This is a genomic window from Nostoc sp. UHCC 0302 (assembly GCF_038096175.1).
Lineage (GTDB): Bacteria > Cyanobacteriota > Cyanobacteriia > Cyanobacteriales > Nostocaceae > UHCC-0302.
The window spans coordinates 778,619-798,278 of the sequence record NZ_CP151099.1 but is presented as its reverse complement, the minus strand read 5'-3'; the positions used below and the strand labels follow the sequence as shown (position 1 = coordinate 798,278).

At 40.2% G+C, this 19,660-nt stretch carries 12 protein-coding genes; 9 read left to right on the top strand and 3 right to left on the bottom strand.

Annotated elements, in window-relative coordinates; translation table 11 throughout:
- Window positions 1-53: 53 nt before the first annotated feature.
- Window positions 54-329 carry a hypothetical protein gene (locus tag WKK05_RS03105; protein WP_341531297.1) on the bottom strand — a complete coding sequence of 92 codons (276 nt, stop codon included), beginning with the start codon at window positions 327-329 and terminating at the stop codon, window positions 54-56.
- Here WKK05_RS03105 and WKK05_RS03100 point away from each other — a divergent pair.
- From WKK05_RS03100 to WKK05_RS03075, 6 genes are all read left to right on the top strand, one after another.
- Window positions 259-1,230 (top strand): sulfonate ABC transporter substrate-binding protein, encoded by a 972-nt coding sequence (locus WKK05_RS03100; RefSeq protein ID WP_341531011.1) that lies wholly within the window; start codon window positions 259-261, stop codon window positions 1,228-1,230. The genes WKK05_RS03105 and WKK05_RS03100 overlap by 71 nt on opposite strands.
- Window positions 1,231-1,295: 65 nt before the next feature.
- Entirely contained in the window at window positions 1,296-2,117 is an 822-nt protein-coding gene (locus WKK05_RS03095; protein WP_341528346.1) for an NADPH-dependent oxidoreductase, read from the top strand.
- Between the two features lie 18 nt (window positions 2,118-2,135).
- Window positions 2,136-2,924: an SDR family oxidoreductase gene (locus WKK05_RS03090; RefSeq protein WP_341528345.1), complete on the top strand. Its 789-nt coding sequence runs from the start codon at window positions 2,136-2,138 to the stop codon at window positions 2,922-2,924.
- 410 nt (window positions 2,925-3,334) lie between these two features.
- Window positions 3,335-5,881 (top strand): dynamin family protein, encoded by a 2,547-nt coding sequence (locus WKK05_RS03085; protein WP_341528344.1) that lies wholly within the window; start codon window positions 3,335-3,337, stop codon window positions 5,879-5,881.
- A gap of 334 nt (window positions 5,882-6,215) precedes the next feature.
- Window positions 6,216-8,171, top strand: coding sequence for a dynamin family protein (locus tag WKK05_RS03080; protein WP_341528343.1), 1,956 nt, complete (start codon window positions 6,216-6,218; stop codon window positions 8,169-8,171).
- A 283-nt stretch (window positions 8,172-8,454) separates the two neighbouring features.
- Window positions 8,455-10,500 (top strand): dynamin family protein, encoded by a 2,046-nt coding sequence (locus WKK05_RS03075; protein WP_341528342.1) that lies wholly within the window; start codon window positions 8,455-8,457, stop codon window positions 10,498-10,500.
- Window positions 10,501-10,765: 265 nt separating this feature from the next.
- Here WKK05_RS03075 and WKK05_RS03070 read toward each other — a convergent pair whose 3' ends face one another.
- Window positions 10,766-11,776, bottom strand: a complete 1,011-nt coding sequence (locus WKK05_RS03070; protein ID WP_341528341.1) for a glycerophosphodiester phosphodiesterase — start codon at window positions 11,774-11,776, stop codon at window positions 10,766-10,768.
- A gap of 313 nt (window positions 11,777-12,089) precedes the next feature.
- On the opposite strand from WKK05_RS03070, the gene ligA reads away from it, so the two are divergent.
- Together ligA and WKK05_RS03060 are read left to right on the top strand one after the other, a co-directional pair.
- Window positions 12,090-14,126, top strand: coding sequence for an NAD-dependent DNA ligase LigA (gene ligA, locus WKK05_RS03065; RefSeq protein WP_341528340.1), 2,037 nt, complete (start codon window positions 12,090-12,092; stop codon window positions 14,124-14,126).
- Window positions 14,127-14,522: 396 nt separating this feature from the next.
- A complete protein-coding gene (locus WKK05_RS03060; RefSeq protein ID WP_341528339.1) occupies window positions 14,523-15,701 on the top strand; it encodes a GNAT family N-acetyltransferase in 1,179 nt (392 codons plus the stop codon).
- Between the two features lie 328 nt (window positions 15,702-16,029).
- On the opposite strand, the gene WKK05_RS03055 is transcribed toward WKK05_RS03060, so the two are convergent.
- The gene (locus WKK05_RS03055) at window positions 16,030-18,300 is read right to left on the bottom strand and encodes a cytochrome c peroxidase (protein WP_341528338.1); all 2,271 of its coding nucleotides are present in this window, start codon (window positions 18,298-18,300) and stop codon (window positions 16,030-16,032) included.
- 272 nt (window positions 18,301-18,572) lie between these two features.
- Between WKK05_RS03055 and WKK05_RS03050 the strand changes: the two genes are divergently transcribed.
- Window positions 18,573-19,496: a DMT family transporter gene (locus WKK05_RS03050; protein WP_341528337.1), complete on the top strand. Its 924-nt coding sequence runs from the start codon at window positions 18,573-18,575 to the stop codon at window positions 19,494-19,496.
- Window positions 19,497-19,660: the final 164 nt, after the last annotated feature.

The following is a 19,660-nucleotide window of genomic DNA, read 5'->3' as shown; positions in this document are numbered from 1 at the left end:
TTGTTGATATTTCACACTCATAGTATGTCAAGACTCTCTGAAAATTTTATATTCTACTGTAAACCCGTAGGTTTATAGTATTTTATAGAGCGCAAAGGCATGATACCGATGATTAGTTTGATTTTTCGCCATCTAATTCCCAAATGGATATCGTTTGTAAAATCTCGGAGTCTTGTATTTAGTAACAAAAAAAAATCTTTATCCTCTTTCTTTTCTATCCCGATAATAGGGGCTTTTTTAACAGGTCTTGGTCTCAGCTTGCTATTTGCTGCCTGTTCATCACCATCAACTGTTAATTCTCCTAATACCAGTGCTACATCTGTTAGCAATTCCGCTCCTAGCAAAGCAAATGTATTACGATTTGGCTATCAAAAATCGAATATTTTATTGAAAACCAAAGGTATATTAGAAAAGCGGTTATCGCCAGAAGGTGTATCTGTGCAATGGATTGAATTCCCCGCAGGGCCTCAACTACTAGAAGCGATGAACGTGGGTAGTATTGATGTTGGACACGTAGGAGAATCACCACCAATATTTGCCCAAGCAGCAGGAGCATCGTTAACTTACATTGCTGGTATTGCGTCTAGTCCTGCTGGTTCGGCGATTCTCGTTCCTCAGAATTCGCAAATTCAAAAACTGGCTGACCTCAAAGGGAAAAAAATTGCTTTTCAAAAAGGTTCTAGCGCTCATTTATTATTAGTTCAAGCTCTAGAAAAAGGGGGAGTCAAATACAGTGAGATTCAACCTATATATTTACCACCTGCTGATGCCCGTGCGGCATTTGTTAAAGGTAGTATAGATGCTTGGGTAATTTGGGATCCTTTCTATGCAGCAGCCCAAGAGGCAACTAAAGCGAGAGTTCTCATCGATGGTACTGGCATTAATAAACAGGGCGGGTATTACTTGGCAACCCGTAAGTTTGCCACTGAAAATCCCCAAACTGTCAAAGCAATGTTAGAAGAAATTCAAAAACTCGAAGAATGGTCTAAACAGCATCGAGAAGAGGTAGCCCAAACTCTATCACCTGTGTTAGGAATTGACATAGAGACAATGAGAAAGGCAACTAATAGACGTACTTTTGGTATTGTGCCAATTGACGAGAATCTGATAGGATTACAACAACAAGTTGCCGATACATACTATCAATTGAAGTTGATACCCAAACAAGTTAATGTGAGGGATGCAGTATTAACCAAAGAACAATACGCAGCATTTTCACCAAAAATTTAAATAATGTAGAGACGCGCTATGGCGCGTCTAGAAAATTTTGAAATTGTAAATATTGGCAACCAATCATGACAAATTCTACAGAATTACTGCGATCGCGCTACGGTGAAATCCCATTCAATCCGGAAATTGCATGGAACGACTCCCTGGAAACACTACTATCTCACCGTTCAGTCCGGTCTTATCTATCCGATCCTCTACCACCAGGAACTCTGGAATTGCTAGTTGCAGCAGCTCAATCAGCATCTACCTCATCTAACCTGCAAACATGGAGTGTGGTAGCAGTTGAAAATCAAGAGCGTAAAGACGAGTTATCAAAGCTGGCGGGTAATCAAGCGCACATTAGACAGGCTCCTTTATTCCTACTTTGGTTAGCAGATTTGGCTCGCATAGCTCATGTAGCTGATAGTCGTGGTATATCTAACGATGCGCTGGAATACTTAGAAATGTTTGTTATGGCGACAATTGATGCTACCTTGGCGGCACAAAATGCAACCGTAGCTGCTGAATCCCTGGGATTGGGAACAGTATATATAGGTGGGATTCGCAACAAGCCGGAAGAAGTAGCAAGAGTCATCAACTTGCCATCCTCTGTGTATGCGGTATTTGGGTTATGTGTGGGTTATCCCAATCCGGAAGTACCGGCTGCGATTAAGCCACGGTTACCTCAGACAGCCATATTGCACCGGGAAACTTATAAATTGGCAGAGCAAGAAGAAGCGATCGCTCACTACAACGAAATCATCAAAGAGTTTTATACTGAACAACAGATGAATATCCCTGGTGATTGGTCAGAACACTCAGCCGGGCGGATTGCAACTGTAGAATCTTTAAGAGGACGCGATCGCTTACGGGAAGCCCTCAACAACCTCGGCTTCCAGTTACGTTAAACAAGCAGACGAAAAATTATGGATTTGCAACTCAAGGGTAAAGTAGCCTTAGTGACAGCTGCTAGCAAAGGTCTGGGCAAAGCTACAGCACGGCAATTTGCCCGTGAGGGTGCAAAAGTTGCCATTTGCGCCCGTAGTGAATTAATTGAGAAAGCTGCGGCGGAGATTGAAACCGAAACAGGTGCAGAAGTCTTAGCTTTGCGTGCAGATGTGACTCGCCAAGAAGACATTGAGCGGATAATTAATGCCACAGTAGAGAAATTCGGCGGCTTGGATATCTTAGTAACCAATGCTGGGGGGCCGCCTGCTGGCACTTTTAATGATACCGATTTGGCAACTTGGGAAACATCATTTAATTTAACTTTGCTAAGTGCGGTTCGCTTGATTAAGTACGCCCAGCCTCATTTACAAAAATCTTCAGCAGCAGCAATTCTAACTATCACCTCAACCACAACCAAACAACCAGCCCAGAATATGGTTTTGTCTAATTCCATTCGCCTAGCGGTAATTGGTTTAACTAAAACTCTCAGTCAAGAACTGGGTAGCGAGCAAATTCGTGTCAACAGTATCTTACCCGGCTGGACATACACAGAACGGGTGGATGAAATAATCACCGCCCGGATTGCTAAAACTGGTAACACCAAAGAAGCCGAAATCGCTAGCGTGAATGCCGCTGTTCCTTTAGGTCGAATGGGTACACCAGAAGAGTTTGCCAATGTCGCGGTCTTTCTCTGTTCACCTGCTGCATCATTTGTAAATGGAGTCATGCTGCAAGTGGATGGAGGAATTACCCAAGGAACATTTTGACCTTTAACTAGAAAGAATTCAGGAGTAGAGACGCGATTATACTCTTACGAGAAGCCGCTCTTCGAGCGTCTACGAGTCTGTACAGGAGTTAGAAAATAGTAATTATTTTCTTAATCTCCCCCTGTCGCCCTTGTCCCCTTGTCTATTTCTTCAATTCTCTCTCATCGTATTTATATTGACGAGTTTATGAAAGCTTTACTGGGTAGGATACACAGAGTTTAGATGCATTTGCTCTAACTAAAGTTCCGCAAAAATATGCAATTCTTGCTAATAATTCCGAAATTGCCTTGATTCTTGATGTAGTTACTTATAGGATTAGCGCCGCTAATGGTTAAGTAATCCGCAAGTATAGTTGTACCAAAAGATACTACCTGATTATCTACATCGCTTGAATCATGGGAGAAATTAGTATGGTTGATAATATTTTTTCAAATTCCTTTGATGAATGGTTTATTGGTGATTCAGAATTAGTTCAAAATGAAAGTGAATTTAACATAGATTTAGCCGCAGAAGAATTTGATTGTTTAGAAAGTGAGTCAGATTTAATCGCGGTTTGGGAATGTGAAGAAACCTCAGATTTGATTAATACAGGCTCCGAAGTTTATAATGAGTTTGATATTGAAACTATAAATGAATCAAAATCAATATTTGAGCAAGAATTGACATATACTCATAGTGAATATTTCTCAGAAAATATTGACGAAAATCTAGTAATAGATGAACAAAAATTAGTAGAAGAATTAGAAATATTTTCCGATTTATATGCTTTACAATCAAGAGACTACGAACCTGTAGAAAAGAATATTGAGAATAAACCAATACAAAAATCTAGTAAAAAAGCAGACCAGCAGATTAATTCCTTAGTGTCAAACACTATTAATACAAATATTGAAAAAGTCATAAATGCTATTGGAGATGGCATTGCTCAGTCTGTAGAAACTGCTGTTTCCAGGTCTATAGATACTGCTAGTAGTAATTTATTCAGCCCTAGAGACCCAAAAGATAATTATAAATCTAGTGAAAAAGTTCCTTCTCCAAAAGTTAAAGAATTGGTTAAAGAGCCAAGGGAAGATAAAACTTCTATTCCTTTGATGCTTCATCAAAACCAAGCTCTTGATGTCTGCAAATATCCTAATGTCTCTGAATCTGTAGAAGCGATAAATGCAACCAAACCGAAATCACCATCAACTCTACTTCTAGAAAATTCTCACGACTTAACTGAGTGGATTAACCCTTGGCTGCATCAAAGTCTGAAACTAGCAGAATTATCTCAATTGGGGAGTATAGTTGATGAACTCCAATCCCTAAAAAATCGTTGGCTCTTACCTGGTTTTCAATTGGCTGTAGTGGGCGAAATTAATCGTGGCAAAAGCACTTTAATTAATCGGTTATTAAAACGATTTGTAGTTAATGTGGATGAACTTTCATCTACAGCCACCTTCACCTCAGTTACTGCTGGTTCGGTCAACCGCATGGAAGTGCGTTTTTCTCCAAAGCGTAGAGAAGCGCGATCCGTGGAAGAGTCTTCATGGAAGGATTTACTAACAGTAGATTCAACAGGTAATGACAGAGAAGTTTTTGCAGATGTACAGATAAGTCTGGACGATGCTTGGTTGCGATCGCTTGATATTAAATTGATTGACACTCCTGGTACGGGCGATCTCAATGGGCATCGTGCATCTCTGATTTGTGATTTACTCAATCGCAGTGATGCGGTGGTAATGGTTGTTAGTGCCATTGCACCTTTGAGCATGACAGAAGCTACTTTTCTTAAAGAATTGGTAATGGGACGGCACATCGACTGCATACTTGTAGTTGTTTCCCATCTTGATGAAATTGCCAAGGAGCAGAGAACTAGGCTACTCGATCATATCCAAGGGCGAGTGGCGGAAGTTTCCGAAACTATCCCTGTTTTACCACTGCACCCAGTTAATGACGAGACAGAAGCTTTTGTTATGGATGCAGTAAAAAATCAAATTGCCACAATGGTATCCAAAGGCGATCGCCGTGCATGGCGCAGTCAACAAGTGGCAAGACAATTAGCGGATCATCTCTGCAATTTGATCAAAATTGGTGAAAATGCGATCGCATCTGCCCGCATAGACCCAGTTGCACGTGAGCAAGCTTTACAAAAAGCACAAGCAGAAGCACAACAAGCAGAAGTTCATTGGCAAAAAATTCGGCATGAACTAGATAATCGCAGCCAGCAATGTTATCTGCAATTGCAGGAGAAAATTCTCAATGCTAAAGACGATTTAATCAAAGTGCTTTGTTCTGAACTCAACCTAACACCCAATCCCAAATTATGGTGGGAGCGGAAATTGCCTTCGCGTGTGCGCCTGGAATTTCCAATACTGAGCCGGAAATCAGAGAACTTTTTATTAAAAGCGATCGCCCGTGATTTCGAGTGGCTACAGTCGGAAGTATCACGTGCTTTTGATATACAAATAAATTGGAAATATGCTCAGCCTTTAGATTCAGTTAGTGAATCTTTAAATATTGACCATGAGCCAGAAGAATTAGAAATTATTGACCTCCAACGCTATCACCTGCTTGCAAGAATTGGTAGCAGTGCTGCGATGATTGGTGGTTATGTTTTTGGCCCTCCTGTTGGTATCATTACTAATCTGGGGGTTGGACTTCTAAGTGAAACTTTTGTCAACAAAACTTTGGACGAACAACGACGAACTATAGAAGAAAAATTGACTGTTATTGTTGACGAAGCATTTGATAAACATTGTCAGCATATATCAGAGTCTCTGCATAATTTATATCGTCAATTAATTGAAGATACAAAACGCCACCAATCTATTTGGGAGTCTGTAAAAAATACAGCAATTCAAGAAAATGCCATTGTGGGAGCTAATGAAACACTATGGCAACAAATGATTGAGTCTGCGTCAATTTTAAAAGCAGACATTATTACAGTAATCCAACAACACTATAAATCAGCTTAAACTCATTTAAATTACACATTAATACAGGGGTATTACCCAAGCTTTTAGCTAAAAAACCTTGTAATAGACTTATCTACTTGTTATTAATTATAGCTGCAAATAACAAGGTAAAGTTTATCAGAATATCAAGTCAGAGTAATTACTTGTAAATGAAATATAAGTTTGTAGTTGCGCTTGAACGCAATAGATAGTAAGAGTGCTAAAGCACAACTACGAGCCTATTTATAAGTGTTTTTCTAAACACGATATAAAAAGCAATTTTGTCAAAAATCAGATGAAATATAAAAATGTCATTTGATAAGCAGATTCAAGGTGCTAACTACAGAGATATTCCATGAAATTACCATCTAATTCATCCTATATCAATTATAGACAAGTAATATTTAACCTGACAACTACTCTCAAAAGATTACAATATTTATCTCAAAAACTAAATTTTACAGATTTAGTTGAATTGAGTAGTGATGTACTAAACCGCATTGAAAGTAATTCTTTCTCAATTGCTGTTGTGGGAGCGTTTAATCGCGGTAAAAGTACCTTTATTAACGCTTTGCTTGGGCAAGAAATATTGCCTTCTGATATTTTGGCTACCACAGCCACTCTCAGCCACATCACTTATAGGGCAACACCAGGAGCTAAAATTTGTTTTAAAGACGGTCGTGAGCAACAAATTGAACTTGATCAATTGAGTGACTATATCACTAAGCTGACTTCAATATCAGAAGATACAGCTAAACAAATTAAAGAAGCTGTGGTTTATTACCCAGTACCTTATTGTCAGAATAATGTCAAAATTATTGACACACCTGGCTTAGATGATCATGCAGATATGACTGCTATCACTTATGAAGTGATCAGTAAATGCGATCTAGTCATTATGGTAATTTCTGCTATCTCACCTTTTAGCATTACTGAAGGAGATTTTTTGATAAATGAATTACTCTCAAAAGGTGTTAGCCGTGTTCTCTTGGTAGTCAACCAAATTGATGCTTTAAGTAACCTGGAAGAAGTAAATCAAATAATCAACTTAATTAAGAATCGTGTTGAAAGCTCCATTCTAGAATGGGCTAAATTACAGCTTGATCCACAAGAATCTCTGAGAAAGATTGGCAAAATTCAAATTTTGGGAATTTCTGCATTACAAGCTTTACAAGCTAAATCAACTAAAAATATTCCATTACTAGCTCAAAGTTGTTTTGTTAATTTTGAATATGCTCTTAAAACACTGCTCAATCAAGAGCGGGGATTAATTCAGCTACCAATATTTACTAATCGAGTAATTAACTGTGCTACGGAAATTCTCAAATCTATTGCCAATCAAGAAACTGAACTAGAACAGTCACAAGTAAAGTTGAAGCAACTTAGCCAAAAGATCAATGAACAAATTTATACACTACGTTATAAAAAAAATGAAAATATTACATCAGTTAGTCACACTTTTTTAACTCTTAAACAGCAAAAAAATACGTTATGTTACCAAATAAAAAATAAAATTAAGCAAGCAGCCATAAACGAGATTGAATCAAATAATATAAATGCTTCCGAGCAGAGCAATTTTGCTAGTCAAATCTTTAAAGTTATACAAAATATAATCAACGATTTTGCAAGAGAAATCCAGACAAAAACGCGGCAAGCATTGAGTATAGCATTAGTGAATATCAGGGATTTTGCTAAATTATTTTACCAAGGTATCCTGCAAATCAAGAAAGAAGTTGTTGATTTAGGAATGGATACAACAATTTTTAATAAAATAATGAATATTGTACCTTCAATTTATCAAAATTGTGAGCAAGTGAGCCAAGAAAACGTTGGTGCTTTGCCTCCATTATTTCCTAGTAGTTCAGATATATTTGTATTTGAAGAAAAAACAAGTGGTGTTATTGGAACTGGCGCTGGTGCTGCACTTGGTTTTTTTGTAGGAGGCCCTTTAGGTGCTGCTATAGGTGCAGCTGTAGGTGCAGGAGTGAGTAATAGTGTGAATACCAATAAGTTCAAAGAAAAATATCAGTCACAAGTGATAGCAGTAATTGAAAATCAACTTCATTCAACGAAGATTGATCAAATTGTTGATGACTATATTTATCATGCTTGTTCTCAAATAGAAAAACTCCAGGCTTCATTCTCTAGAGAAATTAATTTATTGTTAGACGAATCTCAAAATTTGTTAGCAGAATTTTACGGAAATCAAGAATTTAAGCTTGTAGTTAAATATCAAGAAATTAGACAAATGCAGGTAGAAATTCAACAAATTATTAGCTATGCACAAAACATTTCTGAACAACTTAACTAAGTAGTTACATAAAAGCTGGTCTTTTTAGAATTATGAAAAACAAGAATCCATTTTTACATTTTGATTAGTAACTTTTGATTCTGGGGAATTCTGTCGGTAAGTATCTTTACGCAGGCAAATTAATTCTAAATTCCCAATCCAATAGTTCTGCGATCGCTACAGAGCAAACACATATAGAAAAAGCTGACGTTTTTATCAATAAGTAAATTTAAATAGTGCTTATTAATAAGATACGTTTGCTTTGTTATCAATACATACTCACATTTCAAAGGAGAATTGAGCAATGACATTTACAGAAACTAAAACTATCTCTCTTGATTCTGTTATCGAATACAATAAAGTCGAGCGCACACTGGTAGATGACTTAAATAAATTGCGTGATTTTTCTAAAAAGCTCAAGCTCATCAAATCAGTTGAATTAATTGATGAAGTCCTTAAACGAATTGGAGAAAGAGCTTTTTCAATCGCTATTGTTGGTGAGTTCAAACGCGGTAAAAGTACTTTTATCAACGCTTTACTAGGTAAAGAAATTCTGCCTTCTGATATTTTACCTTGTTCTGCTACACTCAACCGCGTCACTTATGGAGTAACTCCCTCTGTAAAAATTGTGTTTAAAAATGGAGAAGAGACACAAGTTCCTATTGATAAGCTAAGTGATTATGTGACAAAACTAACTCCAGAGTCTGAAACAACTGCTGAATCTATTAAAGAAGCTGTTGTCTCTTATCCAATACCTTATTGTCAAAATAATATCGAAGTAATCGATACGCCAGGGCTGAATGATGATCAAAATATGACTGAAGTTACCTTGTCAGTTTTACCCCAGGTTGATGCAGCTATTATGGTTATTTTAGCTCAATCACCGTTTTCTGAATTCGAGCGAGATTTACTAGAAAACAAATTGCTGACAAATGACTTAGGACGCGTTATCTTTGTTGTGAATATTTGGGATAACTATACACCTGAACAGGCAGATCGTGTACTTCAGAGTATTAGATCTCGTATTCAAAAGTATGTATTTGCTCGTGCTGAAGAACAATATGGTATCGATTCTGAGCAATATAAACTTTACAGACAAAAGATTGGTGAACCTAAAGTATTTGGTCTTTATATCAAACAAGCTTTAGAAGCCAAGCAAAAAGGTGATGATGCTACATTAACTAAAAGTGGCTTTCGAGAATTTGAGACGGCATTAGAGAAATTTCTCACACAAGAGCGAGGGGTAATTCTCTTGCAAGTGCCTGCTAATAGAGTAATAGCTTCTGCTAAAGAAATTCTTTCTACTATCAGCATCCAAGAAAGTGCTTTGTTAATGAAGCATGAAGAGTTCCAAGTAGCTTATCAAAAAAGTGTGGATGAGATTGCTGCTATCCGAGAGAGACAAACAAAAGAACTCAAACTTATTGATGGCGCTGCTGCCAATGTCAAGATATTAGTTCGACCTTTAATTTATGAGCTTCCTACTAAATTAATAAAAGCAGTGGAAGAAGCAATTGACTCAACAAAAATTGAGCCAAAAGAACTGGGTAACAAAAAATCTCTAGCTAAAAAGCTAGGCGCTCAAGTCTCTAAGGCTCTACAACGTACCTCAGATAAATTATCTGACGAGATCCAAAGCAAAATTCAAGAAGGAATTGATCAAGAGGTTGAGCGTTTAAAAGATTTTGCTCAATCAGTTGATCAGGCTCTTACAAACATTCAAATGGAATTCGACGGGATTGAAGGCAGTCCAGATCGCAAAAGAAATGGTGCTGGAGAGGCAATATCTGCTGCTCTGTCAACGTTTACAGGATTTGGTGGGATTTGGGCAGGATACCGTGTAGCAGGATTCAAAGGCGCTCTCGTTGGTGCTGGTGCTAGTGTTGGCACGTTTTTCTTGGCTGGAATAATTGCTGGAGCTGTAGGATTAACAGCAGCTGCACTTTGGCCTGTTGTCATCGCTACTGGACTTTTGTCTATTCTCACAGGCGGCGAACTAGCAAAACTGGTATTTAGTGGCGATCGCGTGGCAAACTTCCGCAAGGATTACAAGGAGAAGGTTATACAAGGAATTAAAGACCGAATCAATAATGAAAACTTGGCACAAAAGATAGATCAACAAATCGCAGATCCTTTTGAAATGCTAAAACATACACTGCGTCAAGAGGTAGAGGCATTTCTTGACAATACCCAAAAGACTTTATATGAACTCAACGACAAGCGGGGAAGAAACGAAGCTATGAACGAAGCTGAACACCAAGAACTCAACCATATCCGTACTGAAAGCGAAAAGATTCTTGGTAATGCTCAGCGACTATCTGATCAGCTTGTGCAGATTATGAGCGTCTAATTATTGCAGACATCAACGAAGCTAGTAATTAGTTGTCAAAAAATCCAACTAACTACTAACAATCGCTGCTTCTTCCCTAGTTTATAATCTAGATTAAAGCCTCGACTCCGCTCGGCTTTAACATCGAGCGAAGTCGAGATGTTAAAATTCTATCCTTTCATGAGTGGATAATTCTGTATTATAACCCCTGTTTATTTGTCATTAAGTTGACTTACTTAAATAAAACTCCAAATTATAAAAAAATGTATAAATTAAAATTGTATTCTTAATTTATGCCTTCACGAATTAGCCTATCGCGTACAGCTAGAATAGTATCTGGATAATCGCTAAATACACCATCAATATTTAAATTTAAAAATAATTCATACTCCCCTTGAGGATTGCTTTGAAAGTCCAACGGCAAAAAGAAGTCTTCATTGCGGAAAGTCCAAACGTGAACTAATAAGCCAACTGCATGAGCATCAGTTACTAAAGATGTCGGTGAAAGTAATTTGTTGGTGCTATCTTTGGGAAGCAGCAGATTTTTATGAATTCCTACCGCCTGAGCATATTTAGCAATCTCTTCTAACCCTGATGCTGTTATTAAATCTGTATATGTGCGTTCATCGCCACTAATAAAAAAATCATAGGGTTTACCGCTAGCGTTGAGTAATTGCACCAAAGTTAAATCAGTTTTCGTAGACAAATATTGTAAATTACTCACTTCAAAAGACTGAATAAAAATAGGTGCGTTAGCTCCTTGATAACCGTTTGCTGCCAAAGTTGCTAGTAAGGGTTCTTCTAGAGATAACCCAATAGACTTAAAGTAAGTTGGACATTTAGTCTCTGGATAAATACCAATAATCCGACCGATTTCGGCACTTTTCATCTGGGCTAAATCAATGATTTCTTGCAGTGTAGGAATTGTAAATTTTCCATCATAAATAGTATTTTGTGGACGCAGTTGCGGAATTCGCTCTTTAGCTTTTAATGTTTTTATCTCTGCCAGTGTAAAGTCTTCAGTAAACCAGCCAATTTTAGATTCTCCATCAATTATTTTATTAGTTCGACGGTTAGTAAATTCTGCATGACTAGCAACATCAGTGGTTTCGGAAATTTCGTTTTCATGACGAGCAATTAAAATACCGTCTTTAGTGGAAACTAAATCTGGTTCAATATAGTCAGCCCCTAATGCGATCGCTAATTCATAAGCTGCCAAAGTATGTTCTGGCCGGTAGCCGCTAGCGCCTCGATGTCCAATCACAATTGGGGATGAACCTGTGAAAGTTTTAGCCATGACTTGATGCAATTTTCGATTTTATTTGAAATAAATGCTACACGAAAAATGTTAGGTCTATCGATGGATGCAAAAACTCGTGTTGAACCAAGTAACCTAGAAAAGTATCTCGTATTTGTTGAGAATACTTCTGTTAATCGAAACGGTTGGCAAAACTAGATTTTTATATGAAGTCGAAGACTGCGATCGCTAAACAGTACCTATCTTACACTTTGCTTCGACTTATAGTCGTCGAGGTAACTTAAACAAAGCCTGCTGACGCAGGCTTCATCGTCTGTTAAATTTATTTGCTAGATATTTTATAATAGGTATAATGACACAGATTAAACCAGAATTAAAGCGCATAGAAGAACTGCGCCAGTTGTTACAACAGGCAAGCTATGCATATTATGTCTTAGATGCACCAATTATGGAGGATGCAGTCTACGACCAGCTTTATCGGGAATTGCAACAATTAGAAACTCAGTATCCAGAATTGGTGACAGCTGATAGTCCTACTCAGCGCGTGGGTGAGAGACCGGCAACACAATTTACCTCAGTGCGGCATAATATACCCCTATACAGTTTAGAGAATGCGTTTAACATCGACGAGTTGCAAACCTGGGAACAGCGTTGGCGGCGACAAACACCGAAAACCGAGGCGGTGGAATATGTCTCGGAACTGAAAATTGATGGTTCTGCCTTGGCTCTGACTTACCAAAATGGCATTTTAATTAGGGGTGCAACTAGGGGTGATGGGGTGATGGGTGAAGACATTACCCAAAATGTGCGGACAATTCGCTCAATTCCCTTACGCTTGAATTTTGAAGGCTTAGAAATTCTCGAAAGGGTGGAAGTGCGTGGCGAGGCTTTTTTACCGTTGGAAGTGTTTAAACAAATCAACGAGGAAAGGCAAAAAGCAGGTGAACAATTATTTGCCAATCCCCGCAATGCCGCAGCTGGTACACTCAGGCAACTAGATTCCCGGATTGTCGCTAAGCGGCGGTTAGATTTTTTTGCCTATACACTGCACATTCCTGGTAGAGATGACGCCAGTATTGCCAATACTCAATGGGAAGCATTGGAATTATTGGAAAAGATGGGTTTTCGAGTTAACCCCAACCACAAGCTGTGTAGTTCTCTGGGAGAAGTGGCAGAATATTACAAATACTGGGATACAGAAAGACTGAATTTACCCTATATGACTGATGGGGTAGTAGTAAAGCTGAATTCTTTTAAACTTCAGGAACAGCTAGGATTTACACAGAAATTCCCTCGCTGGGCAGTAGCGTTGAAGTACCCAGCCGAAGAAGCACCTACCCGTGTTGAAAATATTGCGGTGAATGTTGGTAGGACAGGGGCGTTAACGCCGTTAGCAGAGATGCGTCCTGTGCAACTTGCAGGGACAACAGTTTCTCGTGCTACTTTACACAATAGCGATCGCATTGTCCAATTAGACATCCGCATCGGTGATACTGTAATTGTCCGCAAAGCTGGGGAAATCATCCCCGAAGTGGTGCGGGTACTCACAGAACTCCGTCCCGCTGATACTCAACCCTTTGTGATGCCCAGCCATTGCCCAGTCTGCGGACAGCTAGTGGTGCGGGAAACTGGTGAAGCTGTGACTAGGTGCGTCAATGCTTCCTGTGCTGCGATTCTCAAAGGGGCGATTGAACATTGGGTAAGTCGTGATGCCTTGGATATTAAAGGCATGGGCGAAAAACTAGTACATCAACTCGTAGATAAAGGTTTGGTGCATTCCGTTGCCGATTTATATGACTTGACAGAAGAGAAATTATTTGCATTAGAAAGGATGGGGAAAAAGTCAGCAGAGAAATTAGTAGATGCGATCGCCCAATCCAAAAACCAACCTTGGTCAAGGGTATTATATGGTTTAGGCATCCGTCATGTTGGCAGTGTCAATGCTCAATTAATCACTGAGAAGTATTCCACTGTGGAACAGTTGGCACAAGCAAAGCAATCAGATATTGAAGGCATTTACGGTATCGGTGCAGAAATTGCTCAATCTGTATATCAGTGGTTCCGTATTGATGCAAATCAAACTTTGATTTCTCGCTTAGAAGCAGCAGGCTTACAATTAGCTTCCACAGAAGAAAGCAAAACAGTTGGTGATAAGAATCAAAAGTTTGCAGGTAAAACTTTTGTGGTTACAGGGACTTTACCAACATTAAAACGCGATGAAGCAAAAACTTTAATTCAAAAATCTGGCGGGAAAGTAACAGATTCTGTAAGTAAAAAAACAGACTATTTGGTGGTAGGAGAAGATGCCGGTTCTAAGTTAGAAAAAGCCCAGACGTTGGGAATTACACAATTGAGTGAAGACCAGTTATTAGAGATGCTAGAAAATTAACGAACCGTAGTGGATGCAAATAGCTAAGGTACAGCAGTACAGACGCGACGCCAGTCGCTACAACGGGGAGCCACTGCGTTGGACGGGTTACCCGGCTTGTTCGCGCAGCGTCTCCGACAGGAGAAGCAAGTGGCGTGGGAACCCCCCTGACGCTCCTTTGTCGCTAACGCTGCGCTAACGGGTTCACAGTTGCCTGCGGAGGGAAACCCTCCCGCAGCGCTGATTCACCGCAACGCGCTGGCTCATTAATCGCGTCTCTACAAGTACATTTAATCGCGTCTGTACAGGAGTTATTAATTATTTATCCTCCTTGTTCCCTACTCCCCCTGCCTCCTACTGTATTTTCCCCACACTTTGTAATACGATTGTGTTCTAGTGCTAACAATGGCAAGAGCGATGACACCTCAATTTAAATACAGCACTATCAGCCATCCACAGGATATTCAGCAGCTTGCGCGTATCCTGGAACAGTGTTTTATCATGTCATCTGGTGACAGCGAAGTATACATTAAGCGCATTGGTACAGAAAACTTTCGGGTTATCCGTCAAGCTGAGCAAGTCATTGGGGGACTGGCAATTCTGACATTAGGTCAGTGGTGGGGTGGTGAGAGTGTACCAATGTCAGGAATTGCCGCAGTAGGTATTGCTCCAGAGTATCGTGGAACCGGAGCTGCGATCGCTCTCATCCAGAACCTCATCAAGGAACTTTACACTCAAGAAGTTCCTATTTCTGTTCTCTATCCAGCGACTCAACGCTTGTACCGCAAAGCAGGCTATGAGCAAGGCGGTAGCTTTTGTGTTTGGGAAATCCCCACTGACAGCATCCAGGTGCGAAATCAGCCGCTACCATTCCAACCTGTAGATGCGAGTAATTATCAAGTCTTTTATGAAGTCTATCAGCAGCAGGCAAAACTCACTCATGGATATTTAGACCGAAATCCCGGAATCTGGGAAGGATTAATCAAACCAGATAATCAGGAAACTGTCTACGGCTATTTGATTGGTACAAAAGATCAACCCCAAGGTTACATCATCTTCAACCAACTTTCAGCAGAAGAGGACTCAATTTTGCGAGTTAGAGACTGGGTAATCCTTACAGAAGATGCAGCACAGTCCTTTTGGTCTTTTGTAGCCAATCATCGCTCACAAATCAAAAAGGTGCGATGGAAGAGTTCTGTGATTGATTCGCTGACATTGTTATTACCAGAGCAAACTGCCAAAATATTGGTTTGCGATCGCTGGATGCTGCGGATAATAGATTTAGTGAAAGCGTTGGAAATGCGGGGTTATCCAGCAGGAATCGAAGCGGAACTGCACTTAGAAGTTAAAGATGACTTATTAACTGACAATAATGGTAAATTCATCCTCTTCGTTGCCAATGGACGTGGTGAAGTTACAAAAGGCGGCAAAGGTGAGTTAGAGATAGACATTAGAGGATTAGCACCTCTGTATACGAGTTTGTTTACACCCTACCATTTGCAGCTAACGGGAAAACTCCAAGCTACAAAAACAGCGCTTTTAGCTGCTACGCAAATATTTACAGGTGACTCTCCTTGGATGTCTAATTTCTTTTAAGGGACTTCCAAAAAATAAATTATCCAAAATTATTTGTACATTTGTAGGCCTTGCGCCCCTACGATAGGATGTTTTTTCAACTGGAAGTCCCTAACATCACACATTGTAGAGATGTTGCAATGCAAGGTCTCTACTCCAAAAAACAACCCCTGCATTCCTACAGGGGTCGTCCTAGTTTCTTGCCGAAATCATTACTAATTACCGAGTAGGGAACACATCAAGTTATACCAATTTCAAAAAAGAATGTGACAAATAGACCATCTGTAGAGACGCGATGAATCGCGTCTTCATCCAAGGATTCTGTTGCAATCATTAATTGAATTGGTATTTAGTAGTTAGTTGAAGTTGCTAAGAAATTTGGAGTGCCTTTACCACCATCTTTCCCAACAGCAGGGATTTCCAGTAAGCTATCTTTAGCTTTGCCACTACCGTCGTCCTCAACGTAGGTAGAGTCAACCGGATGTCCATTGGGAACGAAAAGTTGTGGATGGTCAAAGGGCGCTTTCTCATAGCGGACTCGCTCATCAGTGAGTGCTTTCAAGAAAGCAACCAGCGCTTGTTTTTGTTTTGATGTCAGGTTCAGCACCGGGAGACCGCCAAAGTCCCCACCCCGACTGTAAAAATCAATCACTTGCTCTAAAGTCGCCTGACCTCCATTGTGGAAGTAGGGAGCTGTAAGTTCAACATTGCGAAGTCCAGGTGCTTTGAAAGCTCCGTCTGCAATCACAGGATCACTAGGACTCAGCGCTGGGTCGAGGGTAGGGGGCTTCTCGCCTAGCAAAGCCTCAAATTTACCCTGCTGGGCTAGCCGTGCCTCCGAGAGCGGATTACCTTGGCCATTACCATCCAAACCGTCATTACCACCCAAACCAGGGTCGTCCGTGGAAGGTCTGACACCGATGTTGAAGAAGCCAGTATCTTCGAGAGGCTTCACTGTTGGAGGGAATGGCGCACGCGCGATTCGTCCTCTTTGAGCTACGCTGCTTACTGAAGCCAACGTCAATTCCGAGCCTCCATGACAAGCAATGCACGCTGCCTTCCTCGTATCCTTGAAAAGCTCCCATCCATCATTTTGCAGGTCAGTCAAGGGGTACAACGTTGGGTTACCTAAGAACTTGTCAAAAGGTGTATCAGCAGACACTAATGTTGACTCATACGCTTGAATTGCTAGTCCAAAGAAGAGCGAGAAGTTGTACTCACTCAGGGTGTATTCGTTGGTCTTCAAGGAGCGCTTTGGCTTGCGGATAAAGGTTCGCTCCCCTGTATCTTGATTGATTCTGACGATGATATTGGATTGCCACCACTCCGGCTTAAAGGCATCTTTGATTAAAGCCTCATAGGACTTCTTCAAACCTTTTTTAGGAGATTTGGCAGACGATCTACTCAAAGGCCCTAACACACTGTCATCATAAGCCACAATCTGTTTAGCAAGAGGCTGTAGCGCAAGTAGCTTCTTACCAAGCTTCCTACCAAACCTTTTCACCGGCTTGATATTTGTGATTATAGGAGCTTTTTTTCCTGGGCTTTTTTGTTTCTCTAGGGTAGGCTGGGTGTCAACTACGCGACCTTGGCGATCAGACACGGTAACCTTATCCTCTGTTTCGGATAGTTCAGCCTTCAATGGTGCGATGATAACGGTGTTTTCAGCCGCTGTCTCGAAAGCATTGGCTGGTGGCCCCAGTGCCTGTGAAGCCAGAGAGGAATTATTTAGCTTGACTTGCACATCTTCCAACTGCCTTGGTTTAGTTGCTTTCAAAACGTAAGCATTAGAGTCTCTCAACCCCAAGGGATTCACCCCGTTGAAGCTGTTCTGAGCCAGTCCATTCCAGAAGTTGCGGTAGTTAAAGACTGCGTTAATTACCGACGGGGAATTGCGAGGTGTTACCCGACGTACATTTGTGCCGTTTACATTGAAGACATCATCTTTCTCAAATGTCACATTCTCTTTGTCACTACCAGGAATAACGTCAATGTATTTTGCTTTGAAGACCCCCTGTGAGCCAGTAACGTCATTAGTGTCAAAGACAACAGTCGATGAGCTGTTATTCGGATCTGCTAACTTATGGAATGGGTAATCCAATGCTGTCAGTTGGTTGTTCGGGCCGCCTCCGTTGGTCAAGGTGGTGAAATTCGTGTCTACCAGACCTGGGCTGATTTGGTTTTTGGATCTGCTGTCTGCTCCGGCATGGAAGTGACAACTAGCACATGACTGAATGCCATCGTAGCCAAGCTGCATATCCCAGAAAAGAGACTTTCCTAATGCGATCGCAGCCTTCTCATCCTTGACAAATTCCGCTAAATTCGTCGGTTTTGGCACATTTATTTGCGAAAGCGGAACCAAACTGCTATTTACCTGCGCTGATACTGTATTTCCAGCAATTACTGCTGCTACAACCACAACAGCAATTGCTGTAGCTCTTGACAATTTCGCTACCAGTCGGTTATTGTTGCTGAAGTTAAATCTCCATCCTGTCCGTTTTGTGTCAGCGGAAGATTTGGACGGAGAAGCTGCTTTATGACTAAACTTTTGATGGTCAAAAAGTGGTGAATTAAGTTCATGAGCTAAGCGCCGGAGCGCCTGCTGAACTCGTACCACCATCGATTTGAGCAAAAATCGACCTCTTGAGGTCAGTAGTAAGCAGATTGGTAAGCTAGCAGAAAGCATTACCAGGCTTACTATGGGTATAATTCCCATGATGTTTGCTTGACAAAAAACGCCTCACTGATTCTACCGCTGTAGAAAAATTTGTAATTTATACAGACACAAAAATTTGTAAATTCTTTAGCGAATAAAAAAAGCTATACCAATACCACTAAAGCTAAATTCAGTAGGATGAGCATCACCAGCCCTGCTTTAGCTACGATATATGAATGTCACTACATCACAGTTCTGGTCGCTGGCGGTTAGGGTTAGCGTTATCGCTGTTAACGGTCTTCTTGTGGGGAATTTTACCTATTGCCTTAACAGTGGCGTTGCAAGCGCTTGATGTCTACACCGTCATTTGGTTTCGCTTTTTTATGTCATTTGCATTGCTTGCTGTGTACTTGGGGATACGCGGTCAATTACCGAAGCTAGAAGAATTGCGTTCTGCTTCTTGGAAGCTGTTAGCGATCGCGACCATCTTCTTAGCAAGTAACTACTTCCTTTTTATGCAAGGTTTAGCACTAACATCGCCTGCTAACGCTGAAGTTCTCATTCAGCTATCCACCCTTTTATTAGGGTTCGGAGGTTTAGTAATTTTTAAAGAACGCTATCGGCTGTATCAATGGATTGGCGTAAGTGTACTGACTTGCGGTTACCTTTTATTTTTTCGCGAACAACTTACAAATTTAATTACAGCGCGTAGCACATATCTTTTGGGTAGTCTTTTGATTGTACTAGCAGCGACAGTATGGGCCATTTATGCTTTGGCACAAAAGCAGTTATTGCAATCTTTATCTTCTGCTAGCATCATGCTGATTATTTACGGAGGATGTGCTTTATTATTCACTCCTCTTGCAAACTTAGAATCAATTTTTATACTTGATAATTTGCATTTAGGTATGTTGCTTTTTTGTGGCTTGAATACTCTAATTGCTTACGGTGCTTTTGCCGAATCATTAGAACATTGGGAAGCTTCGCGGGTAAGTGCAGTAATAGCCTTAGCTCCCATTGTGACTTTAATATCAATTAGTTTTGTATCACTGGTTACACCTGATTTAATTCCTCCGGAACGATTGACATTAATAGGAATATTAGGAGCAGTTTTAGTTGTAGTAGGTTCAGTGGCGATCGCTTTGGGAAAAAATGATTAACCGGAAGATTTTTCAGAAATTCTACTGCTTTTTTTTGCCAACAAATCCATCCTGAATGCAAAGCTACATTATAAATACTGAGGCAGGGTATTTTTTTATTTGTTATGATTTCAACGTGAATAAAAGCTATTGAGTCAATCTGTTCCCAGACGGTTAATTTACTG